Genomic DNA, 25390 nt, shown 5'->3' on the forward strand with positions numbered 1-25390 from the left:
GTCCGCCGCCAATCGCCAAAACCAATCACGAAACTGCTCTCCAGACCGTTTGATGTTTCTCCAGATCGCATTGCGCAAGAAGGCCTCCGCCCTCACCGCCCTCGTTACGGCTGCGGCGATCGCGCTGCTGCCGCTCCCGGCGGCGCGGGCGCAGCAGAAGGGGCCGCCGGTCTTGCGCGACACCGAGACCGAGCAACTGCTGCGCGAATATACGCGCCCGATCCTGCGCGCCGCGGGTCTGGAGAAGCAGAACATCCAGATGGTGATCCTCAACGACGGCTCGTTCAACGCGTTCGTCGCCGACGGCCGCCGCATCTTCGTCAATTACGGCGCGATCCTTCAATCGGAGACCCCGAACCAGATCATCGGCGTGCTCGCGCACGAGACCGGGCATCTGGCCGGTGGCCATCTGTCCAAGCTGCGCGAACAGCTCGCCGCCGCCCAGACCCAGATGATCATCGCGATGCTGCTCGGCGCAGGCGCGATCGCCGCAGGCAGCACCCAGCGCAGCAGCGCAGGCAACAACGGGCTCGCCAATGCCGGCGCCGCCGCGATCTCGGCTCCCCAGGAGGTGATCCGCCGGACGCTGCTGTCCTATCAGCGCCAGCAAGAGGAGAACGCCGACCGCGCCGGCGTGAAATTCCTGACCGCGACCCAGCAATCGCCGAAGGGCATGTACGAGACCTTCAAGCGCTTCACCAGTGAGAGCCTGTTCGCCGCGCGCGGCGCCGATCCCTATCTCCAGTCGCACCCGATGCCGGCCGAGCGCGTCGCCGCGCTTCAGGAATTCGCCAGCTCCAGCCCCTACTGGAACAAGAAGGACGATCCCGCGCTGCAGCTCCGCCACGACATGGTTCGCGCCAAGATCTCCGCGTTCATGGAGCGGCCGGAGACTGTGTACCGCCGCTATCCCCAGACCAACGACAGCATGCCGGCGCGCTATGCCCGCGCCATCAGCACCTATCTGCACGGCGATCTGCGCAGTGCGCTGGCCCAGATCGACGCGCTGATCCAGGTCCAGCCCAACAATCCGTACTTCTACGAGGTGCGCGGCCAGGCCCTGTTGGAGAGCGGCAAGGCCGCCGAGGCGATCGCTCCGCTGCGCAAGGCCGCACAGCTTTCCAACAACGCGCCCCTCATCGAGATGTTACTTGGGCAGGCTCTGGTTGGAACCGATAATAAGACCTACACCGACGACGCCGTTCGGATTCTCCGCGCCGCGGTGGCGCGAGAACCCGAGGCGGTGCTCGGCTATACCCAGCTCGCGATGGCCTATGGCCGGAAGGGCGACTATGCCGAAGCGGATCTCGCCTCGGCGCAAGCCGCTTACCTGCGCGGCGACAACAAGACCGCCCGCGAGCTCGCTACGCGCGCGAAAACCCGTTTCGCCGTCGGCACGCCCGGATGGGTCAAGGCCGACGACATCGTGGCGGCGAAGCCGCCGCGCAACTGACGCAACTCGAGCGACGCCCGATACCACGACGTCACGACACCGAGCTTAAGTCCGCCGGGACGTATTCCGAAACCTGCTTTGGAGAAGAGGATTTGCCTATGCCTTCGCTGCGCCTGATTGCTCCCGCGTTGTTTGCGCTCGCCCTGTTCGGCGCAGCCGTGCCCGCGTCGGCCGACAGTTTCTCCGACACCCAGCGCACCGACATCGAGAATATCATCAAGAACTATCTCATCAGCCATCCCGAGGTGCTCGAGGAGGCGATGGCCGAGCTCAGCAAGCGGCAGGCCGCGGCCGAGACGCAGAAGCACGAGGCCAGCATCGCGCAGAATGCGGACGCGATCTTCAACTCCCCGCGCCAGGTCGTGCTCGGCAACAAGGACGGCGACGTCACCTTCGTCGAGTTCTTCGATTACAATTGCGGCTACTGCAAGCGCGCGATGGACGACATGCTCACCCTCATGAAGGCCGATCCGAAGCTGAAGGTGGTGCTGAAGGAATTTCCGGTGCTGAGCCAGGGCTCGGTCGAGGCGGCGCAGGTCGCGGTCGCCGTGCGCATGCAGGACCCCTCCGGCAAGAAATATCTCGACTTCCACCAGAAGCTGCTCGGCGGCCGCGGCGCTGCCGACAAGGCGCGCGCGCTTCAAGCCGCCAAGGAAGCCGGCCTCGACACCGCCAAAATCGAAAAGGACCTCGCCAGCCCCGAGGTGCGCGCCACCATCGAGGAGAACTTCAAGCTCGCCGAAGCGATGGGCATGAACGGCACGCCGAGCTATGTCATCGGCAAGCAGATCGTGATTGGCGCCGTCGGCGTCGAAGGCCTCAAGGAAAAGATCGGCATTGCCCGCTGCGGCAAGGCAACCTGCTGATCATACGTTTTACGATCCTGAAACCCCGAAAAGGCCGGCTGGCAAGCCGGCCTTTCTCTTGCGCCGAACGTTCGTGCAAAGTCATTCATCTGGCATTCAACAAACAAATGCCGCGGAACAGGCGAAGTTCCGGAACAACTCAAATCTCCTTTCGTTGTCGGCGCACGGGCAATGACGCAAAGAAACACGTGAGGAGAATTCGATGTTGAACCGCTTTATGATTTCTGTCGCCGCAGTCGCCCTGGTCGCGGGCGCCGGTCTGGCGAACGCACAAGACAAGGGCCGTGACAGCGGCGCTGGCTCGCAGCAGATGCAGCACTCGCAGCCCTCCGGCGGCGCCGCCGAGCGCGGCTCGACGGGCCGCGATTCCATGAGCCATGACAAGGGCACCGTCGGCCAGGCCGGTGGCGCTGGCACCATGAAGTCCGATCGGTCTTCCGAGGACAAACCCGGCGCGATGAAGGACGAGCGCCCGGGCGGCGCGATGAACAAGAACGCGGCCGAGGACAAGGCCGGCGCCACCAAGGGCCAGCGCACTGACGAACGCGCGCAGGACAAGTCCCAGCAGGACAAGTCGAAGAGCATGAGCTCGGATTCGACGACGAAGTCTGACCCCGCCAAGTCTGCCAAGGACATGAAGGCCGAGGACAACAAGGCCGGCGGCGCCGCCAAGACCAATAATGCGGCTACGACCGACAAGTCCCAGACCACGACCGGCACCGCCTCCGCGACGGCTTCCGCGCCGCCGGCCGAAAAGCGGACTGAGATCTCGACGGCGATCAAGTCGACCAAGATCGAAGAGACGACGAACGTCAACTTCAACATCTCGGTCGGCACCGCGATCCCGGCCTCCGTCCGAGTCCATCCGCTTCCGCCCCGGATCGTGGAGATCTACCCGGAGTGGCGTGGCTATGAGGTGATTTTCGTCCGCGGTCAGTACGTGATCGTCCGTCCGCAGACGCGCGAAATCGTCTACATCATCGAAGGCTAAGCTGCTTCGCTGAAGCCCAAATGGGCCCTTGCCGAGAGATCGGCAGGGGCCTTTGGCCTATGCGACGCCCTCCCCTGCGAGCCTCCCTCCGGCAGCCACGATTAGAACTGGTTAACAAGCAATTTCCGTAGCTTCCGCACAGGTTTTTGCACCGGGGATGAGCTACCTGAAGCCCCTTGGGAGGCCCTTCAAGGCTTCCCCTAGGCCGCTTTGTTACCTATAACCCCGCCACGCCGAGCACCTCTTCCCGGGATTGGAATGGCAGAACCTGCAACCGATACGATCCTCGTCCTCAACGGGCCGAACCTCAACATGTTGGGGACCCGCGAGCCCGAGAAGTACGGCCACGCCACGCTGGCCGACGTCGAGGCACTGTGCCGGGAGACCGCGGCAACGTACGGCCTCAAGGCCGATTGCCGGCAGTCAAACCGCGAGGGCGAGTTGATCGACTTCATCCACGAGGCGCATGCGCGCAAGATGAAGGGTATCATCGTCAATGCAGGTGGCTATTCGCACACCTCGATCGCGCTGCACGACGCGCTGCTCGCGGTGCAGATCCCGACGGTCGAAGTGCATGTGACCAACATCCACGCCCGCGAGAGCTTTCGTCACCACTCCTACACCGCACGCGCGGCTTTCGCCTCGCTCTGCGGTTTCGGCATCGAGGGCTATCGCCTCGCCATCCAGGGCCTTGCCGCCAAGCTTGCCATCAAGCCCAAAGCCTGAAGCCCCCTTCATCAAACAGAACATTCGGATCAAAGAACATGGCGCGCCAGCCAGACGACAAAGCAGCCGCAAAGTTTTCCAGCGAGGATTCCGCGCTCATCCGCGAGCTTGCTTTGCTGCTCGATGAGACCAGCCTCACCGAGATCGAGATCGAACGTGCGGGCCTGCGCCTGCGCGTCGCCCGCAACGTCAGCGTTGCTGCGACCATGCCGATGCAGATGGCAGCCGCCCCCGCCGCCCTGCCGGTCGCCTCCGCCGTGCCTGCCGCCGCCGGTCCCGACCTGTCGAAGCATCCTGGCGCTGTCAGCTCGCCGATGGTCGGCACCGCCTATTGGGCACCGGAGCCCGGCGCCAAGCCGTTCATCGAGGTCGGCAGCAAGGTCTCGGTCGGACAGACCCTGCTGATCATCGAAGCCATGAAGACCATGAACCAGATCCCCTCGCCGCGCGCCGGCACGGTGACGCAGATCCTGGTCGAGGACGGTCAGCCGGTCGAGTACGGCGAGCCGCTCGTCATCATTGAGTGAGGGACTGGCGAATAGCGAGGAGCGAATAGTTACTCTTCCCTGTTCGCCAATCGCTATTCCCCGTTCGCCCCCTGAGGCACCATGTTCGACAAGATCCTCATAGCCAATCGCGGCGAGATTGCCCTTCGCATCCTCAGGGCCTGCAAGGAGCTCGGCATCGCCACCGTCGCCGTGCACTCCACCGCCGACGCCGATGCCATGCATGTGCGCCTGTCGGACGAAAGCGTCTGCATCGGACCGCCGGCATCCAAGGACAGCTATCTCAACGTGCCCGCGTTGCTCGCGGCCTGCGAGATCACCGGGGCCGATGCCGTGCATCCCGGTTACGGCTTCCTGTCCGAGAATGCCCGCTTTGCGGAGATCCTCGCCGAGCACAATCTGCATTTCATCGGCCCCAAGGCCGAGCACATCCGCCTGATGGGCGACAAGATCGAGGCAAAGAAGACCGCCAAGAAGCTCGGCATCCCCGTGGTGCCCGGCTCCGACGGTGCGGTCGGTCCCGATGACGACGCGCTGGCGATCGCCAGGAAGATCGGCTTCCCGGTGCTGGTGAAGGCGGCGGCAGGCGGCGGCGGCCGCGGCATGAAGGTGGCGCATAGCGAGGCCGACCTCCAGGTGGCGCTGTCGACGGCGGCCAACGAGGCCAAATCCGCCTTCGGCGATGCCTCGGTCTATCTGGAGAAATACCTCCAGAAGCCGCGTCACATCGAAATCCAGATTCTCGGCGACGGCCGCGGCGGCGCGATCCATCTCGGCGAGCGTGACTGCTCGCTGCAACGCCGCCACCAGAAGGTCTGGGAAGAAGGCCCCTCGCCTGTCCTTGCCGCCGCCGCGCGCGCCAAGATCGGCGAGACCTGCGCCAAGGCGATGCGCGAGATGAAATATCTCGGCGTCGGCACCATCGAGTTCCTGTTCGAGGACGGCGAGTTCTACTTCATCGAGATGAACACCCGCATCCAGGTCGAGCATCCCGTCACCGAGAGCATCACCGACATCGACCTCGTGCTGGAGCAGATCCGCATCGCCGCGGGCGGCGATTTGCCGGCAAGGCAGGAAGAGGTCCAGGTCATCGGCCATGCGATCGAGTGCCGCATCAACGCCGAAAATCCCCAGACCTTCCGGCCCTCGCCCGGCCGCATACTGCAATACCATCCGCCCGGTGGACTCGGCGTCCGCATCGATTCCGCGGTCTACCAGGGCTACACGATCCCGCCCTATTACGATTCCCTGGTCGGCAAGCTCATCGTGCACGGCAAGACCCGCGCCGAATGCCTGATGCGGCTACGCCGGGCGCTGGACGAGATGGTGGTGGAAGGCATCGAGACCACGCTGCCGCTGTTCCGCGCGCTGGTGCGTGAAGACGACATCATCAACGGCGATTATCACATCCACTGGCTGGAACAGTATCTGGCCGGCAAGACGGAACCCGCCCCGCGATAAATCACTTTCGTCGTGGAACCCTTTGGGCCTTATCGCGTTCTCGACGCGGGGACAGTTCCAAGGGGGCGTTTTGACTTCCGCTGAACGTGACAGAGCGAGGCCGTCGTGACGGCCGAGGCCCAACGACGGCGCGCATTTTGGCAGATCCTGCTGATCTCGGCGGGCCTCCTGATTCTGACTGTGATCAGCGCCGGCTCGGTCTACCTCGTCAACAAGGCGCGGGACGACAGCAAATGGGTGCTTCACACCATCGAGGCGGAGAGCCAAATCAACGCCCTGCTGCTCGAAATCCGCCGCGCCGAGAGCAGCGCCCGCGGCTTTCTCCTGACGCAGGGACCGGATTTCCAGTCGGACCACGAGAAGGCCGTCGCAGCGATCATTCCGGCACTCGATAAGCTCACGCGCCAGATCGGCGACAATCCGGCGCAACGCGACAGCATCGAGAAGCTGAGTGCGGCGATTGCGACCCGGCTCGACCAGTTTTCGCGCGAGATGAAGTTCGTGAAGGAGGGCCAACCGGACAGGGCCACAGCGCTGATCCGCGAGGCCGCGGCCGGCAACACCACGACGACGATCACCAACTTGGCCAACGCGATGATCCGCGAGGAGGAGCGGCTGTTCCGGGTCCGAACCGCCAACTCCGACCGGAGTCAGACCCTGGCTGCATCGATGACCGGCATCGGCTCCGGCCTCGTCGTGCTGCTGGCCCTGATCTCGACCTGGCTGGTGCGGCGCTCGGCCCGCGCCCGTGACGAGGCCGAAGCGCGCCTGCGCGATGCCAACGTCAATCTGGAGTCCGTCGTCGACGAGCGCACCGCGGACCTGCGCGAGGCCAACGCAGAGATCCAGCGCTTTGCCTATATCGTCAGCCACGATCTGCGCTCGCCGCTCGTCAACATCATGGGCTTCACCAGCGAGCTCGAAGAGCTCAGCGGCGATGTCTTCCGCCGCCTCGGCAGCCTCACCCAAGTCCCCGCCGGCGGGCCGCCGCTGGCGCCTGGCGCGCCCGGCGAGATCGTGCTCGAAGGCGCCGACAAGCAGCTCTCGGAGGATTTTTCCGAAGCGCTCGGCTTCATCAAGACGTCGATCGCCAAGATGGACCGGCTGATTTCGGCCATCCTCAACCTCACCCGCGAGGGCCGACGCGAATTCCAGCCGGTGAAGATCGACACCAGCGAGCTGATCGAGGCCATCGTGTCGACGTTGGCGCACCAGGCCGCCGAGGCACAGGCCCAGATTCACCTCGAGCCCCTGCCTGACATCGTCAGCGACCGGCTCGCACTCGAGCAGATCTTCTCCAATCTGATCGACAATGCGATCAAGTACCTGAAGCGCGGGGTGCCCGGCGAAATCAGAATTCGCGGGCGGACCAAACTCGGCTACGCTATCTTCGAGATCAGCGACAATGGCCGCGGCATCGATCCGAAGGATCATCAGCGGATATTCGACCTGTTCCGCCGCGCGGGAACCCAGGACAAGCCCGGCCAGGGCATTGGTCTTGCGCATGTGCGTGCACTTGTGCGTCGCCTCGGCGGCACCATGTCGGTATCATCGGAACTGGACGCGGGCAGCACCTTCACGATCACGCTGCCGATCGCCTGGAATGTGAGCAACCGGAACGCAGATCGATGACCCAGCCTGTCACCATCATCATGATCGAGGACGACGAGGGCCACGCCCGCCTGATCGAGCGCAACATCCGCCGCTCGGGGGTCAATAACGAGATCGTCTCGTTTCCCAACGGCACGGACGCGATGCAGCATCTGTTCGGCGCCGACGGCAGCGGGCTCGTGCAGAAGGGCAACGCGCTGCTGATCCTGCTCGACCTCAACCTGCCCGACATGACCGGGATCGACATCCTGAGGCAGATCAAGGAAAACAAATATCTGAAGGCTTCGCCCGTGGTGGTGCTTACCACCACCGACGATTCCCAGGAAATCAAGCGTTGCTACGAGCTCGGCTGCAACGTCTACATCACCAAGCCCGTCAACTACGAGAATTTCGCCAATGCCATCCGGCAGCTTGGCCTGTTCTTCTCGGTCATCCAGGTCCCTCCCGCCGCCCCATGAGCCAGCGCACGCCAACACTGCTCTACATCGACGACGATAGTGCGCTGGCGCGCCTGGTCGATCGCGGCCTGACGCGGCGCGGCTACAGGGTCGTCCACGCCGCGAGCGGCGAGGAAGGCCTGGAGCGCATCCGCCGCGCCGCGGTCGAGGGCGGCATCGACGTGGTGGCGCTCGACCAGTACATGCCCGGCCTCGACGGGCTGGAGACGCTGGAGCAGATCATGGCGATCCCGGGTGCGCCGCCCGTGGTGTTCGTCACGGCCTCGCAGGATTCCAGCATCGCCGTCACCGCGCTGAAGGCCGGCGCGGCCGATTATCTCGTCAAGGACGTCACGGGCGATTTCATCCCCCTGCTCCACGTCGCAACCGAGGGCGCGCTGCGCCAGGCCGAATTGCAGAAGGCACGCGAGGAAGCCGAGGCCGAGATCCATGCCTCGCGCGACCGCTACGCCGCCCTTGCCGCCGAACGCGAGCTGCTGCTGCGCGAGGTCAACCACCGCGTCGGCAACTCGCTCCAGATCATCGCCTCGCTGCTGCACCTCCAGGCAAGCTCCGCCGCGCAGGACGAGGTCAAGGCGGCACTGACCAATGCGATGGGCCGCGTCGCCGCGGTCGCGCAGGTGCACCGCCGCCTCTACACCTCGCAGGATCTGAAGAGCGTGGTCCTGAACCAGTATCTGGACTCGCTGCTCGAGGATCTCCGCCGCTCGGCCGAAGGCAACCGGATGTCGCGCCTGACGCTGAAGGCCGAGCCGATCGAGATCGATCCCGACCGCGCGGTCGCCGTCGGCATCATCGTCAACGAGCTGGTGATGAACGCGGTGAAATACGCCTATCCCGACGGCGCCGGCCCGATCCATGTCGAGCTGCACGCGCAGGGCGACGATGTCCTGCTGTCGATCACCGACGACGGCGTCGGTGACAACGTCAAGGCCGATCCGCGCTCCACCGGCATGGGCCAGCGCATCGTCGCGGCCATGGCCTCCAAGCTCGACGCCACGGTCGAGCGCGATCCCGCCCATTCCGGAACCCGGATCGTGCTGAAATTCGCGCGCATGCCGGCAGCCCCCGGCAGGACCAGCACCGCCGCCGCGAGCTGATCTCGCTGCCCTGCTCACCCCCATCGCAACCGCGTCGCGATCCTGCTATGGTTGCGAACCATGACTTCGCGCGACTCCGCCCCGTCTGAAATCACACCGGCCGTGCTGCTGCGCGCCTATGCCTGCGGCATCTTTCCGATGGCCGAGAGCGCCGAAGATCCGACCCTGTTCTGGGTCGAGCCGGAGCTGCGTGGCGTCATCCCCCTCGATGGATTTCGTGTCGCCTCGCGGCTCGCGCGCACCGTCCGCTCGGATGTGTTTCGCGTAACCGTCAACACCGCATTCAAGGCGACGATCGCCGGCTGCGCCGCGCCGCAGGCCGGACGCGAGGACACCTGGATCAACAAGCGCATCCGTGACCTCTATGGCGGCCTGTACGAGCTCGGCCATTGCCACAGTGTCGAGGCCTGGCAGGGCGAGGACCTCGTCGGCGGGCTGTACGGCGTCAGCCTCGGACGGGCCTTCTTCGGCGAGAGCATGTTCCACACCGCGCGCGATGCCTCCAAGGTCGCTCTGGTCCATCTCGTCGCGCGGCTCATCCATGGCGGCTTCGAGCTGCTCGACACCCAATATGTCACCGAACATCTGAAGAGCTTTGGCGCGGCCGAGATCTCGCGGCGGCGCTACACCGCGCTGCTCGACAAGGCGCTTGCGGGCGAGCCCGGCGATTTCCTGAAGCTCTCTGCGGGTGAGGCGATCCCGGGCGCACGCGCGCTCGAGATCATCGCCGCGCGGCAATAATCGATAGCAGGCTTAGCGGCCGAACCCCGGGGGATTTGGCCTAGCGGCCAAACCCCGGGATACCGAACAGACCCGGCCGCTGCTCCGGCGGCGGAGGCGGCGGTGCCGGTTGCTGCTGCTGGATCGGCGGCAGAGGCTGCGGCGGACGCTGCTGCACCTGCTTCGGCGCGGCCTTCTTCTGCGCGGGCGGCGGCGGAGGTGCGGGCTTGGTCGCGGGATCCGGCGCTGCGGTCGCAATGGTCTGCTGCGGCTCTTTGCAGTCGGTGAGCCAGATGTCGTAGATCGGGTGCTCGACGCCGTGCAGGCCCGGGCTTGCCGCGTACATCCAGCCCGAGAAGATCCGCTTCACCTCGCCCTGCAAGGTGATCTCGTCGACTTCGACGAAGGCGTCGGTGTTGGTGGCCTCGGTCGCCGGCCGCGTGTAGCAGGCGTCGGTCTTGACCCTGAGCGCGCCGAACTGGACGGTCTCGCCGATCTCCTCGTCGAAATTGATGATGCGCCCGGTGATCTTGTCGAGCCCCGAGAAAGTCGCCTTCTTGTTCACGATCTTCTGGGCCGGCGGCTCGGTGACAACCTCGTCGCCCGGCTGCAGGCTTGCCGGGGTCTGCGGCACGGCGCCACCCGGCCCGCCCTTTTGCTGCGGCTGGCGACCCGGCGCACCCGGCTGGCCGGCGCCCGGCGGCGCGACCGCCACAGGCGGCGGCTGGTTCGGCGGAGCGACGGTGGAGCCCGGCGGCGGCGCCAGCGGCTGGGTCTCGACCGGCCCTGGCATCACGTTGCCCTGCCGGCCCGGCGGCGGCGGCATCGGGCGCGACGGCAGCACGCGGCCCTGCGGCGGCAGCTCCGGCACCTCTTCGTCGTCGTCGGGGATCTGCTGCGGCTGGGGCTGGCCGCGTGGAATGTTGCCGGGCGGGCGCAGCGGCGGCGGATCGGAAAAGATCGTGCCGATCTGCGCCTGAGCCGGCGTCGCAGCCGTCAGCGCGGTGGCGGCCAAAAGCGCCGCAAGACCTGTCAGGGTAATGGTTCGAAACATCTCGCGCGGCTTCAACAGCGAATCGGGCTTGTTGGACATTCTACAGGGGATACCGCCGCTCGCAGGCCCTCCGGTTAACACGGGGAATACGGCGGGGGAAGGGCGGCATCCCTGCCCTGCCCGCCGTCCGCTGGCCAGGGCGGCCGACCGGTGGGATAGTCGGAAAGCCCTCCCAGGGGCGCGAGGCGGGCATCGCCCGAAAATGACATTCAACGATAACCGGAACCCCCGAGGTGCCCCCCTCCATGCCCGTTGTGCTCGATCCCGATGCCGCCGCCGTCTACAAGGCTTTCCAGGAGGCCGGCCGCCCCGCCTACGAGACTGACAGCGCCGGAAGCGCGCGCCTATTATGCTCAGGCGCGCTTTGCCACCAACCCCGAGCCGCCTGAGCTCGCGCGCGCCACGCCGCTATCGATCCCGGCGCCGCACGGGGTGATCCCCGCCCGCCTCTACGTGCCGAAGGAGCCGCGCCGGCACGACGGCCTATCGCCGGCGCTGATGTTCTTCCACGGCGGCGGCTGGGTGATCGGCGATCTCGATTCCCACGACGTCGTCTGCCGCCAGTTGGCCCACGCCGGCGCGCTGATCGTGATCTCGGTCGACTACCGCCTCGCGCCCGAGCACAAGTTTCCCGCGGCCACCGAGGACGCTATCGCCGCGACCCGATGGGTCGCCGCGAACGCGCGCGAGCTCGGCATCGACGCCTCGCGCCTGTCGATCGGCGGCGACAGCGCCGGCGGCAATCTCGCCGCGGTCGTTGCGCTCGCCGCGCGTGAAGCTGGCGGCCCCGCACTCGCGGGCCAGGTGCTGATCTACCCCGCGACCGATTTCGCCATGACGCACGGCTCCCACGGCGAGCCCGAGACCAGCGTGCTGCTGACGCATTCGGTGATCCGCTGGTTTCGCGACCACTACCTCAATGGCGCCGCCGACATCCATGACTGGCGCGCTTCACCGGCACGTGCGCAAGACCTTGCCGGCCTGCCGCCGGCCTATGTGCTGACCGCCGGCGCCGACCCGCTGCGCGACGAAGGCGACGAATATGCCGAGCGGCTGAAGCAGGCCGGCATATCCGTCACGTACAAGCACTATCCCGGCCAATTCCATGGCTTCTTCACCATGGGCAAGCTGTTGCAGCAGGCCAATGTCGCCGTCGGCGAGATCAGCGCGTGGCTGAAGGGATTGGGATAGCAACGCCGCGAGCATTGGCTTCGTCCTTGACCAGAGCCGCCAGGAGGCGCATATTCTAGCCAGAATTTCTAGCTAGAAAGTCTGAGTATGACCAAGCGAGTCTGGTCGGTGCAGGATGCAAAAAACCGCTTCAGCGAGGTGGTTCATGCGGCGCAGCGCGCACCGCAAACGGTGACACGGCATGGCAAACCCGCTGTGGTGATCTTGAATGCCGCAGAGTTTGAACGCTTGCAGGAGCTGCAACGCGCTCGGGCGCCCTCTCTGACCGATCTGCTTCTTGAAATGCCGCAAGACGACGGGGAATTTCCGCGCGCGCGTGTCGCGGATCGTGACATCGGCCTCTGATGTTTCTGCTCGACACCGTCACGCTGTCCGAGCTGCGTCGGACCAGACGCAACCCGTCGGTGGTCGCCTGGATGGAGCGGCAGCGAACGGCAGATCTTTTCCTCAGCGTCGTCAGCATCGGCGAAATCGAACGCGGAATCGAACGTCAGCGCGCTGCAGATCCGAGCTTTGCCGATGCGCTCGCCACCTGGCTGGATCGCGTTCTCGCTCTCTACGGCACACAGGTCTTGCCGTTTGACCTCCAGACCGCGCGTCGCTGGGGAGCTCTCAGCGCCGCGCTCGGCAATGACAGCGCAGATCTCATGATTGCCGCCACCGCGCTCGAGCATGGACTTACTGTCGTGACGCGCAATGTCTCGGACTTTGAGCCTACGGGAGTTCGCGTCGTAAATCCATTTGAAGGCAAGTAGCCAGCCAAGCTCTCGAGTTGCTCTCCCGGACGCCAAAATGCACCCTGCTCTCCTACATGCCCTCCCCATGCGCGGCCTGACATGGCTCGGCAGCCAGGGCACGCGCGGAGTCGCCGCTGTCGTCTTCATCGCGGCTGCGGTGCCACCGCTCGGCGCGCTGCTGCGTCCCTATCTGACCGAGGCGATCCTGTGCCTGCTCTGCATCTCCTTCATGCGGGTCGATCTGGCCGCCCTCTACGGCCATTTGCGCCGGCCGGCGCTGGTTGCAACCGCCACGGCCTGGACCACGATCGGCGTGCCGCTGATCGTCGGATTGATCGCCCACGCAACCGGGCTCACGGCTCGCGCCCCCGGGCTTTCGCTCGCACTGATGCTCCAGAGCATGGCCTCGCCGATGATGGCCTCCCCGGCCCTGGCCGCACTGATGGGTCTCGATGCCACGCTCGTGCTGATCACGCTGGTGACCTCGACCGCGCTGGTGCCCTTCACGGCCTCGCTATTCGCCGGCCTCTTCCTCGGCAACATGCTCAGCGTCACGCCGTTGACGCTGGGCCTGAAACTGCTTGGCATCCTCGCAGCATCGCTGCTGGCGGCGACCGCCATCAGATGGCTCTTCGGCGCGGCGGCGATCCAGCGTCACAAGGCGCCGATCGACGGCCTCAACATCATCATCCTCTTCATCTTCGCTGCTGCGATCATGGGCGATGTCGTCAGCGACCTTCTCGCACAGCCGCTGTTCACCCTCGGCCTCGCAGCTCTCTCGTTCGCGATCTATTTCACCCTGCTCGCGATCACCACGCTGCTATTCCGCCGCATCGGCTATGAGCGCGCGCTGGCGCTTGGGCTGATGGTGTCACAGCGCAATCTCGGCCTGATGCTGGCGGCTACTGCCGGCGCATTACCGCCCACCACCTGGCTCTATTTCGCGATGACGCAGTTTCCGATTCACCTTGCGCCTTACATGCTGATGCCGATCGCGCGGCGCCTGACGGTACGCGCGAACACCTCCAGCTCTGCTGCGACAAGCACCCCCTAACCCGCCCTCGCCGCGCGCCGCAGCGCCTGCGGCGGCTGGCCGAAGGCGCGGATGAAGGCGCGCCGCATGCGCTCGGGATCGCCGAAGCCGGTCGCCTCAGCGACCAGCTCGATCGCCTCGCGCGAGGACTGCACGCGCTCGCGCGCGACTTCGAGCCGCAGCCGCTCGATCGCTTTCGACGGCGTCGCGCCGGTCTCGGCGGCGAACGCGCGGGCGAAATGCCGTGCGCTCATGCCGGCGCGATCGGCGAGGTCCTCCACCGTCAGCGGCGCCTCGAGATTTTCGCGCGCCCAGGACAACAGCGCGCCAAAGCGGCCGTTCGGCGTCTTCAGCTCCAGCAGGGAGGAGAACTGCGACTGCCCGCCGCTGCGGCGATGGTAGAGCACGAGCTGCCGCGCGGCTGCCTGCGCGATCTCCTCGCCATGGTCCTCGGTGACCATCGCGAGCGCCAGATCGATGCCCGCCGTAATTCCTGCCGACGTCCAGACATTGCCGTCGCGGGTGAAGATCTGGTCCGGCTCGAACTTCACCTTCGGATAGCGCGCGACGAAATCGCGCGTCCGCCCCCAATGCGTGGTGGCGCGGCGGCCGTCGAGCAGCCCCGCCTCGGCCAGCACATAGGCGCCCGAGCAGACGCTCGCCACGCGCACGCCGCGCCGCGCCAGCCGTTGCACGAAGGCGCGCGTGACCTCGCAGCGCGCGGCATCCGCAACGCCCGCGCCGCCCGCGATCACCAGCGTCGTGATCGCATTCGCCGACTTGAAATCACGCGCCATCATCTCGACGCCCGACGAGCTGCGCACCAGTCCCGCGCTCGCGGCCAGCACGCGCAGCGCAAGCGTCTTGCCGGTGCAGCGCGCCGCGACCTCGAACACCGAGATCGGGCCGGCCGCATCGAGCAGCTGGAAATCCGGGAAGATCAGGATGCCGATCATAGGGTATGTCCGAAATAGAGGGAATTACGCCATTTCAGACACAACCGCACCATGCCAGTCTTCGCGCGTCAAGCTCATCTTTGGAGGACCTGCCGATGTCGTCACCGCTCCAGATCGGTCTTCTGGTATTTCCGCGCGTCACCCAGCTCGACTTCACCGGTCCCCTGCAGGTGTTCTCCATGGTGCCCGGCGCCAAGCTGCACCTGATCTGGAAGCGGATCGAGCCCGTGCCGAGCGATTCCGTGCTGACGCTGACACCGACCACGACGTTCGCCGACTGCCCGCAGCTCGACGTGATCTGCGTTCCCGGCGGCGGCGGCACCAACGACTTGCTCAACGATGAAGAGGTGCTGGATTTCCTGCGCAAGCAGGCCGAAGGCGCAAAATACGTGACCTCGGTCTGCACGGGATCGCTGGCGCTCGGCGCCGCCGGCCTGTTGAAGGGCTACCGCGCCGCCACCCATTGGAGCGCGATCGAGATGCTCGGCCAGTTCGGCGCCATGCCGACCAAGACACGCGTCTGCGTCGACCGCAATCGCATCACCGGCGGCGGCGTCACCGCGGGAATCGATTTCGCGCTGACGCTGGTCTCCCTCATGGTCGATCGCACCACGGCGGAAGCAATCCAGCTCCAGATGGAATACAACCCCGCCCCGCCCTTCAATTCGGGCTCGCCCGACACGGCGCCCGCTGAAGTCTTGGCCTTGCTGAGAGAGCGCGGCGCGCAAAACCAGGCGCGGCGCCTGGAAGCGGTCAAGCGTGCGGCGGAGCGGGTGAACTAGCGCGGGCCGATGCTCGCGTGTCCCGGACGCGCTGCAGCGAGCAACGCTGCTGCGCAGAGCCGGGACCCAGGAAGCCACGCGGATCGCTGTTGCATAGGCCCCGGCTCTGCAGCGCATCACTTCGTGCCGGGCAGCACCCGGGGCAGTGACCGTCGTGCTGGTCCCAACAGAAAAAGGCCGCTCGGTTTCCCGAGCGGCCTTTCCTGTCTTACGGCGGCTGCACATTCCATCGGGCGATTTCGGAACTTCCAGACCGGGGGCCTATCTCCCGATCGAGTCCTTACTCGGCGGCCGCTGCATCTCGGGACAGTCGCGAACTGTTGCCCGAACCGAACGCGATGGTCTCCCATCTCCGTAAGATGGGATCATTGAGCCGCATGGCTTGCCTGGCCGCAATGTCCGCGCAGACGCCATCCCCGCTGTTCCCGTTGTCCACAGCAGGGTGAGGCGGATGCGCGTGCATCCAACCGAACGATCGAGAGTCGATGGAGGACGGAGAGCCTAGCCAGGCGTCCAGGGCTGATAGTCGCCGGTCGCCTTCGGACGCTTGCCGCTAGCCAGCGTCGAGCCCGAGGGCCGATAGGCCTTTGCCGTGCCGGTGAGATTCGGCTGGTGCGGCTTTTCCCATTCGCGCGGCTGATAGTTGGCCTCGGTCGGCGGCACATCGACGACGTGATGAATCCAGCCGTGCCAGGACGGGGGGATCCGGCTGGCTTCCGCATAGCCGTTATAGACCACCCAGCGCCGCTCGAAACCTAGCGTCGGATCGACCGCCCCGCCGCGGGTGCGATAGTAGAGATTGCCCTGCTCGTCCTGGCCGACCAGCTCCCCGTACCGCTTGGTCCAGAGCTGGGTGCCAAAAGTCTGGCCATTCCACCAGGTGAAGAACTTGAGGAAGAATTGTTTCATGCGGCAAGGGCCCTGCTTCGTCGGGTCCTGATGCCATCCGGGCGGCGAAATGTCCAGTTCGGCGGGACGGCGGTGCCCTCGGCAAATGCGCCGGGCTCGCCAGGAACGCTGCCGCAAATCGGACGCGATCCGTTCATGCCGGGTACAGCCATTGAGAGCGAGGCTCCGTTCACGCGCAAACCGGCGTGATCCCAGGAACCCCAGCCCTTTCATAGGGTTTGCTTCCGGGAAAGGAGTTTTATCATGAAAAGTCTGAAAGTTTTGAGTGCCGCCGCAGCGCTGGCGCTCGTTCTACCCATGACCTCACCGAGCTTTGCACAGGGGCCGGGCGGCGGTGGCCGTGGCGGCGGTGGTGGCGGCCACGTCGGCGGTGGTGGTGGTGGTGCTCACATCGGCGGTGGCGGTGGCGGCGGCGCTCACTTCGGTGGTGGCGGCGGCGCGCGCATGGGCGGCGGCGGCTTCGGTGGCGGAGCACGAATTGGCGGCGGCCCCGCGTTGCAGGGAGGTGGCGGCAACTTCGCGGCCGGCCCAGCGGTACGTCCGAGCGGCGGCACGTCCTTCACCGGTGGCGTCAGCCGCAACTTTGCAGCCGCCAACGGCGGCACCTGGCAAGGCCGCGGCGGCAACTGGAGCGGCGGAGGCTGGCATCATCATCATCGTCGCGGCGGCTTCTGGCCGGGCTTCGCGGCCGGTGCGGCGATCGGTGGCCTCGGCTCGTATGCCTATTACGGCGGCGGCTATTACGATGACCCCTACTACTATGGCGACAGCTACTATGATGAGCCGTCCGTGGCGGTGGTCCCGGATAGCGGCGGCGACCCGGCCTATTGCGCGCAGCGCTACAAATCATACGACCCGGCTTCGGGCACCTATCTCGGTTATGACGGCCAGCGGCATCCCTGCCCGTAAGACGGCCTGAACAATCGATACAACAAACCCATGGGCGGCACCGGTGATGGCCGGCGCCGCCCTTGTCTGTTCTGCGAGCCGGTGCAGTTTCGCCAGTCACTCCCGGGACGCCCTGCCGAGGGATGAAGCGGCCATGGCCCGTCGCGGGCGCGCCGTTGTCTTGACCGGTGTCCGATTGTTGTCTTGCCGATCGCGTTCGGCCTCGCGATCCCCTCGACTTTGCTTCAACCTTTCATCGAAGCTGCTCGCACTTCGCGCGCCGCGTGCGCCTTCGCGCGAACCATGACGCGTAGATGACGCGGGCCCGAAATAAGAGAGGGAACACGCGCCGCAACCCTATGCACCGCACCGTGCATATCTACCCCAATCCAATCCAAAATTGACCCGAGGCACGATTCGCGGATATCACCAATCACAGTGGGGACTTCGATTACTGGGAAGTGTCATGCCGCGTATTCTCGTGGTTGATGACGATCCGATGGTCGGCGCGACCATCGAGGTCCTCCTCCAACGTCAGGGCTTCGACGTCACGCTGGCCGACGGCGGCGAAACAGGACTGGCTGCGCTGGAAGCGCAGGCCTTTGAGGTGATGCTCGTTGATATCTTCATGCCGCATATGCGCGGCTTCGAGTCCATCCGCATCTTTCACGAGCGCGCGCCAGCTACTCCGCTGATCGCGATGTCCGGCTATGCCTTCGCCTCATCCGCCTCGCCCTCTCCCGATTTCCTCCGCATGGCGCTGGAGCTCGGCGCAACGCGCTGCCTGCGCAAGCCGTTCACGCCGGACGCGCTGCTGACCACGATCCGGGAATGTCTCGCCGGTCCGGGCGAGAGCGCACAGCCGAAGGACAAGAAAGAAGCCCCTTGATTCCAACGCAGCGCGTCATTCTCGGTGCTGGACTTGCCATCCTCCTGATCATCACCGCGGCCTCGATCGCCCTCGACGTCAAGTCGCGGTCCGACGCGACGTGGGTCAATCACACCGTCCAGGTGCAGAAGAAGATCTCCGATCTGCGCGTGCTGCTGCGCCGCGCCGAGAGTGCCGCCCGCGGCTATGAACTCTATCGCAGCCAGACGCTCGCCGACGAGTTTCAGAGCGTGCGGGTCCAGATCGCACCGGCGCTGGCCGAGCTGAAGCGCGGCGTGCGCGACAATCCCGATCAGGTCGCGCTGCTGGAGGGCACCGAGCCGCTGGCGCTGCGCCGGGTCGAGATCGCCGCCGAAGCGATGCGCCTGCGCGCGGCGAACGACCAGGCCGGCATTACCGCGCTCAACAGCAAGGCCGAGGGCCGCGGTCTGATGGACACGGTGATGGGCAATCTCGACCATCTGAGCGCGGATGAAGAACGCCTGCTCACCGCGCGCTCCCAGGATTCACGCCGTACCGGCATCGTGCTGCTCGGCATCGACGTCGCCGGCGCCGTGCTGATCCTGCTGCTGGTGGCGCTGGTGATGCGCGAGAGCCAGCGCGCCACGGTGCAGCTGCAGAGCACGCTGACCGAGACCACGGCCGCCAAGGATGCGCTCGCGGCGGCGGTCGCCGAGCGCACCGAGCATCTGGTGACCGCGCATGACGAGCTGCGCCTGTCGATCAACGTGCTGCAAAGCACGTTTCACAGCATGGCGGAGGCGGTGCTGGTCATCGACGGCGAAGGCAACGTCCTGCTGTCCAATCCGGCCGCGGAGCGCATGCTGCTGCATCGCGCCGGCATGAACCTGCGCAATCTGCGCGCGATGTCGGATGTGTTTCACGGCGATGGCGTCACGCCGATGAAGGCCAGCGAGCTGCCCTCGGTGCGCGTGCTGCGCGGCGAGCAGTTCGAGGATCTGGAGATGATCGTCCGCCCGCACAGCGGCAATCCTCCCCGCCATCTCATGATCAGCGGCCGGCCGATGCTGGACGGCCAAGGCGACATCTCCGGCGCGGTGCTGGTCTATCACGACGCGACCATGTCGCGCGAGACCGAGCGGCAGCTGTACCAGTCGCAGAAGCTGGACGCGATCGGCAAGTTGACCGGAGGCGTCGCTCACGACTTCAACAACATGCTGACCGTGATCTCCGGCAACACCGAGACGCTGGTGGCGAGCCTGAAACAGCAGCCCGAGCTTCAGCGCGCGGCGCAGCTGATCGACGATGCCGCCGAGCGCTGCGCCGAGCTGATCCAGCATCTGCTCGCGTTCGCGCGCAGGCAGCCGCTGCAGCCGCGCAACGTCGAGATCAACGCCGCGATCGCCGACATCGCGAAACTCCTGCGTCCCACCCTCGGCGAGCAGATCCAGATCGAGACCGTGCTGGAACAGGGGCCGATGACCGCGCATATCGATCCGTCCCGGCTCACCAACGCCGTGCTCAACATGGCGATCAACGCGCGCGACGCCATGCCGAACGGCGGCAAGCTGCTGCTGGAGACCCACCGCGTCGTGCTGGATGAGGCCTATGCGCAGGCCCATGCGGACGTGGCGGCCGGCCCCTACGTCATGCTCGCCGTCAGCGACACCGGCACCGGCATGTCGCCCGATATCCAGCTGAAGGCGTTCGAGCCCTTCTTCACCACCAAGGAGGTCGGCAAGGGATCGGGCCTCGGCCTCTCCATGGTCTACGGTTTCGTCAAGCAGTCCGGCGGACACATCAAGATCTACAGCGAGGAAAACCACGGCACCACGATCAAGCTTTATCTGCCGCCGGGCGAAGGCACGGCGGAGGTGGCCGCGGCCGTCGCGCCGCAGGTCGAGGGCGGCGCCGAGACCATCTTCGTCGTCGAGGACGACAACCTCGTGCGCAACTTCGTCACCGCGCAGCTCGAGAGCCTCGGCTACAAGACGATTGCCGCGCCCGACGGCAAATCCGCGCTGGAATTGATCGAGGCCGGCCAGCCGTTCGATCTCCTCTTCACCGACGTCGTCATCCCCGGCGGCATGAGCGGGCGCGACCTCGCCGACGAGGTGGCCAAGCTGCGGCCGGGTGTGAAGGTGCTCTACACCTCGGGCTACACCGACAACGCCATCGTCCATCACGGCAAGCTCGATGACGGCGTGATGCTGCTGACAAAGCCCTATCGCCGCAACCAGCTCGCCGAGATGATCAGGAAGGCGCTGAATGGCGGGACGATGACGGCGAGCTAACGCGTGAACTACCGAAGGCGCGTTGCCAGTCACACCATATAACGGGGCGAGGGCACTGGATCAGGATGTGAGTTCCGGTTGTCCTCTTGAGACGCCGTGGCTTGCCCGGATCCGCGCCCGAGGTGTTTAGACACCGCGCCATGAACGAGTAAGGCTGATTTGATCTCGATCGGGCCGGTCTCAAGCAAAAATCAAGCGCATCTCAAGGACAAATCGTCTCACCAGCCCAATCTCTGAGCATGCTCTCGGCGACAAATGTTGGAGCCGGTGTCGCGACAGTCCGCTCGCGGAGCGCGATACCGAGCGCAGTCACCGGATGCACAGCTAGGATCTTGGTCTGCGGCCGGAATTGACGGCGCAGCTTCGACAGGTGCTCGCATGAAAAGACGAGAGTTCATCTTGTTGATTGGTGGAGGACTGGCCTGGCCTGCGATCGCACGGGCGCAGGGCGGAGCCAAGCTGCATCGTATCTTCTGGGTCTCGACTCAGTCCGAACCGGATCCCTTCCTGGACGGCTTTCGCGAGGGAATGCGCGCGCTGGGATACGTCGAGGGCAAGACCGTAACCTTCGAGACGCATTATGCCCCCGGAGATCCGCAGGCACTGCGCAAGATCGTCTCCGAGTTGCAGCGAGGGGATATCGACCTTGTGGTCTCGGGCGGTCCGGCGACACGCGTCATGACTGCGGTCACCGACATCCCCGTACTGTTTGCACTGAGCGGTGACCCCGTCGCTTTGGGTGTGGTGAAGAGCCTTGCTCACCCCGGCACCAATTTCACCGGCAGCACATTCCTGTCGCTCGAGCTGGCAGGAAAGCGCGTTGAGCTGCTCAAGGACATTTATCCAAAGCTGCGAAAACTGGCGGTCTTCTCGAACACGGATCATCCGGGAGAGCCATTGGAATGGCGTGCGACTTTGGAGTCGTGCCGGAAACTCGGCATCGAGGCAGCCTACGTTCCGTTCTGTGGCGCTCGCGAAATCGAGAATGGGTTGATGGCTGCCGGCAAGGTGGACGCGGATGCTCTCCTCGTGTTTCCCGATGCTGTGACGCTGGTGCATCGTGCGAAGATCGCGGAGTTTGCAATCGCGCACCGGCTGCCTTCGATGTTTGGCTGGTCAGAATATTGTGACGCTGGAGGTCTCTTGAGTTACGGCGCAAACCAGCGCACGACCTATTTTCGGCTTGCCACTTATGCCGATCGCATCCTGCGCGGTGAAAATCCGTCAGATCTTCCGGTGATGCGCCCCGAGAAGTTTGAACTGGCAGTCAATCTGAAGACAGCAAGGCATCTGGGTACGGACCTGGATGTGTCGTCGATCCTGTTTCGCGCCAGCAAGGTGATCTCCTGAGAGTAGTTATGTCGGACGGTGCTGCGCAGCCCTCTTCGTGTACGATGCCCCCGCGTCGCTCGCTGTTCTGCAAGTACTTCGCGACGTTGTTTGTCGCTGCGGTCGTGCCTCTGATACTCGGCGCGGCCGTCGAGGCTTCTTTCGGTTACCGAGACCAGCGCCGCCAGATCAGCGCGGTGCTGCAGGCCGATGCTCGCGCGGCGTCCGACAGGATCGAGGCGTTCACCGATGGCATCCGAGATCAGCTGGGTTGGATGGTGCAGCTTCCCTGGTCTGCCGGAGACGATGCGCAACATAAGATCGATGCCTTGCGCCTCCTCCAGCAGGTGCCCGCAATCGTTTCGGTTTCGCTTCTGGATGAGACCGGTACCGAACGGATCTTTGTTTCCAGGCTGCATCTGAACAGGACCGGGCGCGGCATTGATATGTCTACGGATCCCGCTGTTCTCGGCGCACGCGCCAACAAGGTTTGGTACGGACCGGTTCAGTACCAGCGAGATTCAGAGCCCTACATGAGGATCGCGGTTGCTGGGAGCCTGCCGGCCGCGGGGGTTGCGATCGCCGAGGTCAATCTGAAGCTGATCTGGGATGTCATCGCAGCCATTAGAATTGGCGAGACCGGCTACGCCATTGTTGTCGATGATTCCGGTCATCTGATCGCACATCCCGATATCAGTCTGGTCCTGCGCGGCCGCGCCAGCTCGGGCAGTTTCGGCCGGATCAAGCATCTCGCCGGCGCGGCGAGCGAAGCGGCGGTGATAACCGGGGACCAAGGCAACCCGGTGCTGGCGCTATCCGTTCAGGCCGCCGATGTGGGATGGACGGTGATCGCGATGCAGCCGGCCTCGGAAGCCTTTGCATCAATTCGCGCGGCGTTGTGGCGCTCGTCAATTCTCATTGCCTTTGGTGTTCTCATCGCGCTGGCGCTCGCCTATTGGCGCGCGCACAGAATGTCCGGCCCGATCAAGCAACTGGAAGAGGGCGTGGAGCGGATCAGAACCGGACAATTCGAGCATCGCATCAAAATCTTCAGCGGTGACGAGTTGCAGCAACTGGCGTTGCGCTTCAATGAAATGGCTTCTGAACTGGCGATCTCGCAGCAAAAATCTGTGCGGATCGAACGGCTGAAGCAGTTCCTGCCATCACAGGTCGCCGAATTGGTCGAGCATTCTCATGAACTGCTCGAAGGGCAGCGACGCGAAGTAGCTGTCATTTTTGGCGACTTACGCGGCTTCACGGCGTTCTCCACGCGCAATGAACCCGATGTCATCATGGCCGTCATGCGAGAGTACTACGAGGCCGTCGGCGCCGTGACGACTCGTCACGAGGCAACGCTCATCGGCTTTGATGGCGACGGAGTCATGCTCCTGGTCAATGCCCCGGTCGCATGCGAACAGCCGGCAACTCAAGCGGTCCGACTCGCGATTGACCTGCAAATGACGGTGCAGTCCCTTGCCGGCAAATGGTGCGACGCCGGCCACGCGATCGGCTTTGGTGTGGGCGTTGCCATGGGACCGGCAACGGTAGGAACGGTTGGTTACAACGGTCGGCTGGACTACACGGCGATGGGAGCCGTGGTGAATTTGGCGTCGCGGCTCTGCAATCTCGCGAAGGACGCGCAGATCCTGGCTGATCCCACTATCGCTGGAAGGGTAAGGGATAGCGTTCCGTTGGCATCGCTCGGACAGCGGACCATCAAAGGCTACGACCAGGCCCTCGAAGTCTTTGCTGTCGCACCTGCTGACCTGCGGTTGAAACCGCCGGGCTCGGGACAACGCCGGCGAGAGAAAGAGCCTCAGGACCACTGATACCCCGGCGTCCGGACGGCTAGCGCGTCGCCAGCACCACGGCCGCCAGCGTGAAGACCAGCGCCGCGATCTGCCCTGCCCCCAGCGGCTCGCCAAGCGCGAGCGCGGAGGCGACGACGCCGATGACAGGCACCGCCATGGTGCCGATCGCGGCCACCGAGGCCGGCAGGCGGGCGAGTGCTGCGAACCAGCTGACATAAGCGATGCAGAACTGCACCACGGTCGAATAGACCAGCAGCCACCAGCCGACCGGCGTCACCTGGGAGAGATGCGTGGTCTCGACCAGGAGGCCGATGATCGAGATCGGCAGGCATCCGATGCCGATCTGCCAGGCCGCGGCCGTGATCGGCGGCAGATGGATCGGGTACTTCTTCGAGAACACCGTGCCGACGGCAAAGCCCAGCGCGCCGGCGAGCGCCATGATGATGCCCGGCAGCTTCTCGACGCTCGCGGCAATGCCGTTGCCGCCCATGATCGAGGCAAGCCCGACAAAGGCCATCACCAGCCCCAGCGTGCGCAGCACGGTCGGCCGCTCCCCCAGCACCGGCCAGGCGATGATCGAGGCCCAGACCGGCATCGTGTAGGCGATCAGCGCCGCCTCGCTCGCGGGCAGCCAGAGCAGCGCCAGGCCCATCAGCACCATCCAGCCGGTGACGTTGAGCACGGCGGCGGTCAGGAGGCGCGGCCAGATCGCAGGGTCCACCTTGAGGCTCTGCCGGCGGATGATCGCCAGCGCCGCCAGCAGCACCGCCCCGAGCACGCCGGTCACCCCGCGCAGCGTCAACGGCGGCAGCTCGGAGAGCAGGAATTTGGTCACCGGCCAATTGAAGCCCCAGCCGATCGAGGTGATGGCAAGGAACATCAGGCCGGCCGGGGCGATGCGCGGCCGCGCATCCCGGCGAGTCGAATCAAGCATGTGGGTGGTCCGGCAAAATCGACCCTCAGCTTGGCCCGGATTCGCCCCTCTCGCCACCGCCTCGGCGGGCATGCCTGCCCTCACCTTCCGTAGGGCTACGTGAGTCCCGCTGACGCAATCCCATTGCTCAAAAATATACCTGCCCTGTGAACAGCGGGATGAAGCATCCGCAGCACCACGGGATGCAAATTTTTTCGGTTGGGAATCTCTGAGGACTCACTGATACTTGCCTCCACAACAGGCGCGGGCTTGCCCCCTGTTATCCCCCGCAATCCACCATATTTAGTATTTGATTCAGGAACTCGTACTAGTTCTTGACGGGCGCAACGGAGAGTCCTAGCTTTCGGTCCGTTCGGCGCGAGTGAGTTTGCGTCCCGCCGGCACTCCCCCAAAGGGTCTCGCAAATCTCAACTCCGCCAAGCCAGCCAAAGGCAGCGGATGAGGGCTTGTCTGCCCGCGAAAGCGGACTTTTCGGGCGCCAGAACGGGCCGGCAACAGGCTCGGATGGCATCGATAGAAGTTGTGATGGTGTGGGGCGTTGAACGCATGTCGCGCGCATCCCGTTGGGGCGGATGGGCGTGGACATGCCGGCGGATGATCGATGCAGGCATCGAAGAGTCGCGTCGGGAGAACAAGGGCCGGGTCCACCGGCTGAACTGCGATGCCCCAGGGCCGAACGGCCGCAAGGCATCGCGAAACGAAATGTCGACCCGGCACGCCCTCAACGAGG

At 65.1% G+C, this 25390-nt stretch carries 23 protein-coding genes and 1 pseudogene; 20 read left to right on the plus strand and 4 right to left on the minus strand.

Annotation, left to right across the window (positions count from 1 at the left end):
- The first annotated feature begins 52 nt into the window (after positions 1-52).
- From GDN70_RS21810 to aat, 10 genes are all read left to right on the plus strand, one after another.
- Positions 53-1453, plus strand: a complete 1401-nt coding sequence (locus GDN70_RS21810) for a M48 family metalloprotease (RefSeq protein ID WP_028144847.1) — start codon at positions 53-55, stop codon at positions 1451-1453.
- A gap of 98 nt (positions 1454-1551) precedes the next feature.
- The gene (locus GDN70_RS21815; protein WP_028144848.1) at positions 1552-2319 is read left to right on the plus strand and encodes a DsbA family protein; all 768 of its coding nucleotides are present in this window, start codon (positions 1552-1554) and stop codon (positions 2317-2319) included.
- 202 nt (positions 2320-2521) lie between these two features.
- Entirely contained in the window at positions 2522-3310 is a 789-nt protein-coding gene (locus GDN70_RS21820; protein ID WP_028144849.1) for a DUF1236 domain-containing protein, read from the plus strand.
- A 258-nt stretch (positions 3311-3568) separates the two neighbouring features.
- Entirely contained in the window at positions 3569-4036 is a 468-nt protein-coding gene (gene aroQ / locus GDN70_RS21825; RefSeq protein WP_028144850.1) for a type II 3-dehydroquinate dehydratase, read from the plus strand.
- A 38-nt stretch (positions 4037-4074) separates the two neighbouring features.
- Positions 4075-4563 carry an acetyl-CoA carboxylase biotin carboxyl carrier protein gene (accB, locus tag GDN70_RS21830; RefSeq protein ID WP_028144851.1) on the plus strand — a complete coding sequence of 163 codons (489 nt, stop codon included), beginning with the start codon at positions 4075-4077 and terminating at the stop codon, positions 4561-4563.
- A gap of 81 nt (positions 4564-4644) precedes the next feature.
- Positions 4645-6003 carry an acetyl-CoA carboxylase biotin carboxylase subunit gene (gene accC, locus GDN70_RS21835; protein WP_095424246.1) on the plus strand — a complete coding sequence of 453 codons (1359 nt, stop codon included), beginning with the start codon at positions 4645-4647 and terminating at the stop codon, positions 6001-6003.
- 105 nt (positions 6004-6108) lie between these two features.
- Entirely contained in the window at positions 6109-7635 is a 1527-nt protein-coding gene (locus GDN70_RS21840) for a CHASE3 domain-containing protein (protein WP_095424247.1), read from the plus strand.
- Complete coding sequence (locus GDN70_RS21845) at positions 7632-8072, plus strand: response regulator (RefSeq protein WP_018323001.1); 441 nt, start codon at positions 7632-7634, stop codon at positions 8070-8072. The genes GDN70_RS21840 and GDN70_RS21845 overlap by 4 nt, the downstream gene beginning before the upstream one ends.
- A complete protein-coding gene (locus tag GDN70_RS21850) occupies positions 8069-9172 on the plus strand; it encodes a sensor histidine kinase (RefSeq protein ID WP_028144854.1) in 1104 nt (367 codons plus the stop codon). Before GDN70_RS21845 ends, GDN70_RS21850 begins: the two co-directional genes overlap by 4 nt.
- Before the next feature lie 60 nt (positions 9173-9232).
- Positions 9233-9913 carry a leucyl/phenylalanyl-tRNA--protein transferase gene (gene aat, locus GDN70_RS21855; protein ID WP_028144855.1) on the plus strand — a complete coding sequence of 227 codons (681 nt, stop codon included), beginning with the start codon at positions 9233-9235 and terminating at the stop codon, positions 9911-9913.
- A gap of 40 nt (positions 9914-9953) precedes the next feature.
- Here the strand turns inward: aat and GDN70_RS21860 are convergent, their stop codons facing one another.
- Positions 9954-10985, minus strand: coding sequence for a DUF2155 domain-containing protein (locus tag GDN70_RS21860; RefSeq protein WP_173015849.1), 1032 nt, complete (start codon positions 10983-10985; stop codon positions 9954-9956).
- 206 nt (positions 10986-11191) lie between these two features.
- Between GDN70_RS21860 and GDN70_RS21865 the strand changes: the two are divergent.
- The 4 genes and pseudogenes from GDN70_RS21865 to GDN70_RS21880 all read left to right on the plus strand — a co-directional run bounded on the left by GDN70_RS21865 (position 11192) and on the right by GDN70_RS21880 (position 13928).
- Positions 11192-12137, plus strand: a pseudogene (locus GDN70_RS21865) (alpha/beta hydrolase).
- Positions 12138-12224: 87 nt separating this feature from the next.
- Positions 12225-12482, plus strand: a complete 258-nt coding sequence (locus tag GDN70_RS21870) for a type II toxin-antitoxin system Phd/YefM family antitoxin (RefSeq protein WP_028144858.1) — start codon at positions 12225-12227, stop codon at positions 12480-12482.
- A complete protein-coding gene (locus tag GDN70_RS21875; protein WP_028144859.1) occupies positions 12482-12892 on the plus strand; it encodes a type II toxin-antitoxin system VapC family toxin in 411 nt (136 codons plus the stop codon). The genes GDN70_RS21870 and GDN70_RS21875 overlap by 1 nt, the downstream gene beginning before the upstream one ends.
- Before the next feature lie 37 nt (positions 12893-12929).
- On the plus strand, positions 12930-13928 hold the full coding sequence (locus GDN70_RS21880) for a Na+-dependent transporter (protein ID WP_152103024.1): 999 nt from the start codon (positions 12930-12932) through the stop codon (positions 13926-13928).
- Here the strand turns inward: GDN70_RS21880 and GDN70_RS21885 are convergent.
- Positions 13925-14863 (minus strand): GlxA family transcriptional regulator, encoded by a 939-nt coding sequence (locus GDN70_RS21885; protein WP_152103025.1) that lies wholly within the window; start codon positions 14861-14863, stop codon positions 13925-13927. The two genes, GDN70_RS21880 and GDN70_RS21885, sit on opposite strands and share 4 nt — an antisense overlap.
- Positions 14864-14958: 95 nt before the next feature.
- Here GDN70_RS21885 and GDN70_RS21890 point away from each other — a divergent pair, with 95 nt between their 5' ends.
- Positions 14959-15645 (plus strand): DJ-1/PfpI family protein, encoded by a 687-nt coding sequence (locus GDN70_RS21890; protein WP_028144862.1) that lies wholly within the window; start codon positions 14959-14961, stop codon positions 15643-15645.
- A 501-nt stretch (positions 15646-16146) separates the two neighbouring features.
- Here the strand turns inward: GDN70_RS21890 and GDN70_RS21895 are convergent.
- Complete coding sequence (locus GDN70_RS21895; RefSeq protein ID WP_028144863.1) at positions 16147-16554, minus strand: NADH:ubiquinone oxidoreductase subunit NDUFA12; 408 nt, start codon at positions 16552-16554, stop codon at positions 16147-16149.
- 243 nt (positions 16555-16797) lie between these two features.
- On the opposite strand from GDN70_RS21895, the gene GDN70_RS21900 reads away from it, so the two are divergent.
- The 5 genes from GDN70_RS21900 (at position 16798) to GDN70_RS21920 (ending at position 23744) form a co-directional block, all read left to right on the plus strand.
- Positions 16798-17463 (plus strand): BA14K family protein, encoded by a 666-nt coding sequence (locus GDN70_RS21900; protein ID WP_152103026.1) that lies wholly within the window; start codon positions 16798-16800, stop codon positions 17461-17463.
- A 445-nt stretch (positions 17464-17908) separates the two neighbouring features.
- On the plus strand, positions 17909-18331 hold the full coding sequence (locus GDN70_RS21905) for a response regulator (RefSeq protein WP_028144865.1): 423 nt from the start codon (positions 17909-17911) through the stop codon (positions 18329-18331).
- The gene (locus GDN70_RS21910; RefSeq protein WP_152103027.1) at positions 18328-20586 is read left to right on the plus strand and encodes a CHASE3 domain-containing protein; all 2259 of its coding nucleotides are present in this window, start codon (positions 18328-18330) and stop codon (positions 20584-20586) included. The genes GDN70_RS21905 and GDN70_RS21910 overlap by 4 nt, the downstream gene beginning before the upstream one ends.
- Positions 20587-20964: 378 nt before the next feature.
- The gene (locus GDN70_RS21915; protein ID WP_152103028.1) at positions 20965-21936 is read left to right on the plus strand and encodes an ABC transporter substrate-binding protein; all 972 of its coding nucleotides are present in this window, start codon (positions 20965-20967) and stop codon (positions 21934-21936) included.
- An 8-nt stretch (positions 21937-21944) separates the two neighbouring features.
- Entirely contained in the window at positions 21945-23744 is a 1800-nt protein-coding gene (locus tag GDN70_RS21920; RefSeq protein ID WP_152103029.1) for a cache domain-containing protein, read from the plus strand.
- Between the two features lie 19 nt (positions 23745-23763).
- Here GDN70_RS21920 and GDN70_RS21925 read toward each other — a convergent pair whose 3' ends face one another.
- Complete coding sequence (locus tag GDN70_RS21925; RefSeq protein ID WP_038946631.1) at positions 23764-24660, minus strand: DMT family transporter; 897 nt, start codon at positions 24658-24660, stop codon at positions 23764-23766.
- Positions 24661-25390: the final 730 nt, after the last annotated feature.

Source organism: Bradyrhizobium sp. TM102 (assembly GCF_009176685.1).
Taxonomy (GTDB): Bacteria; Pseudomonadota; Alphaproteobacteria; order Rhizobiales; family Xanthobacteraceae; genus Bradyrhizobium; species Bradyrhizobium ottawaense.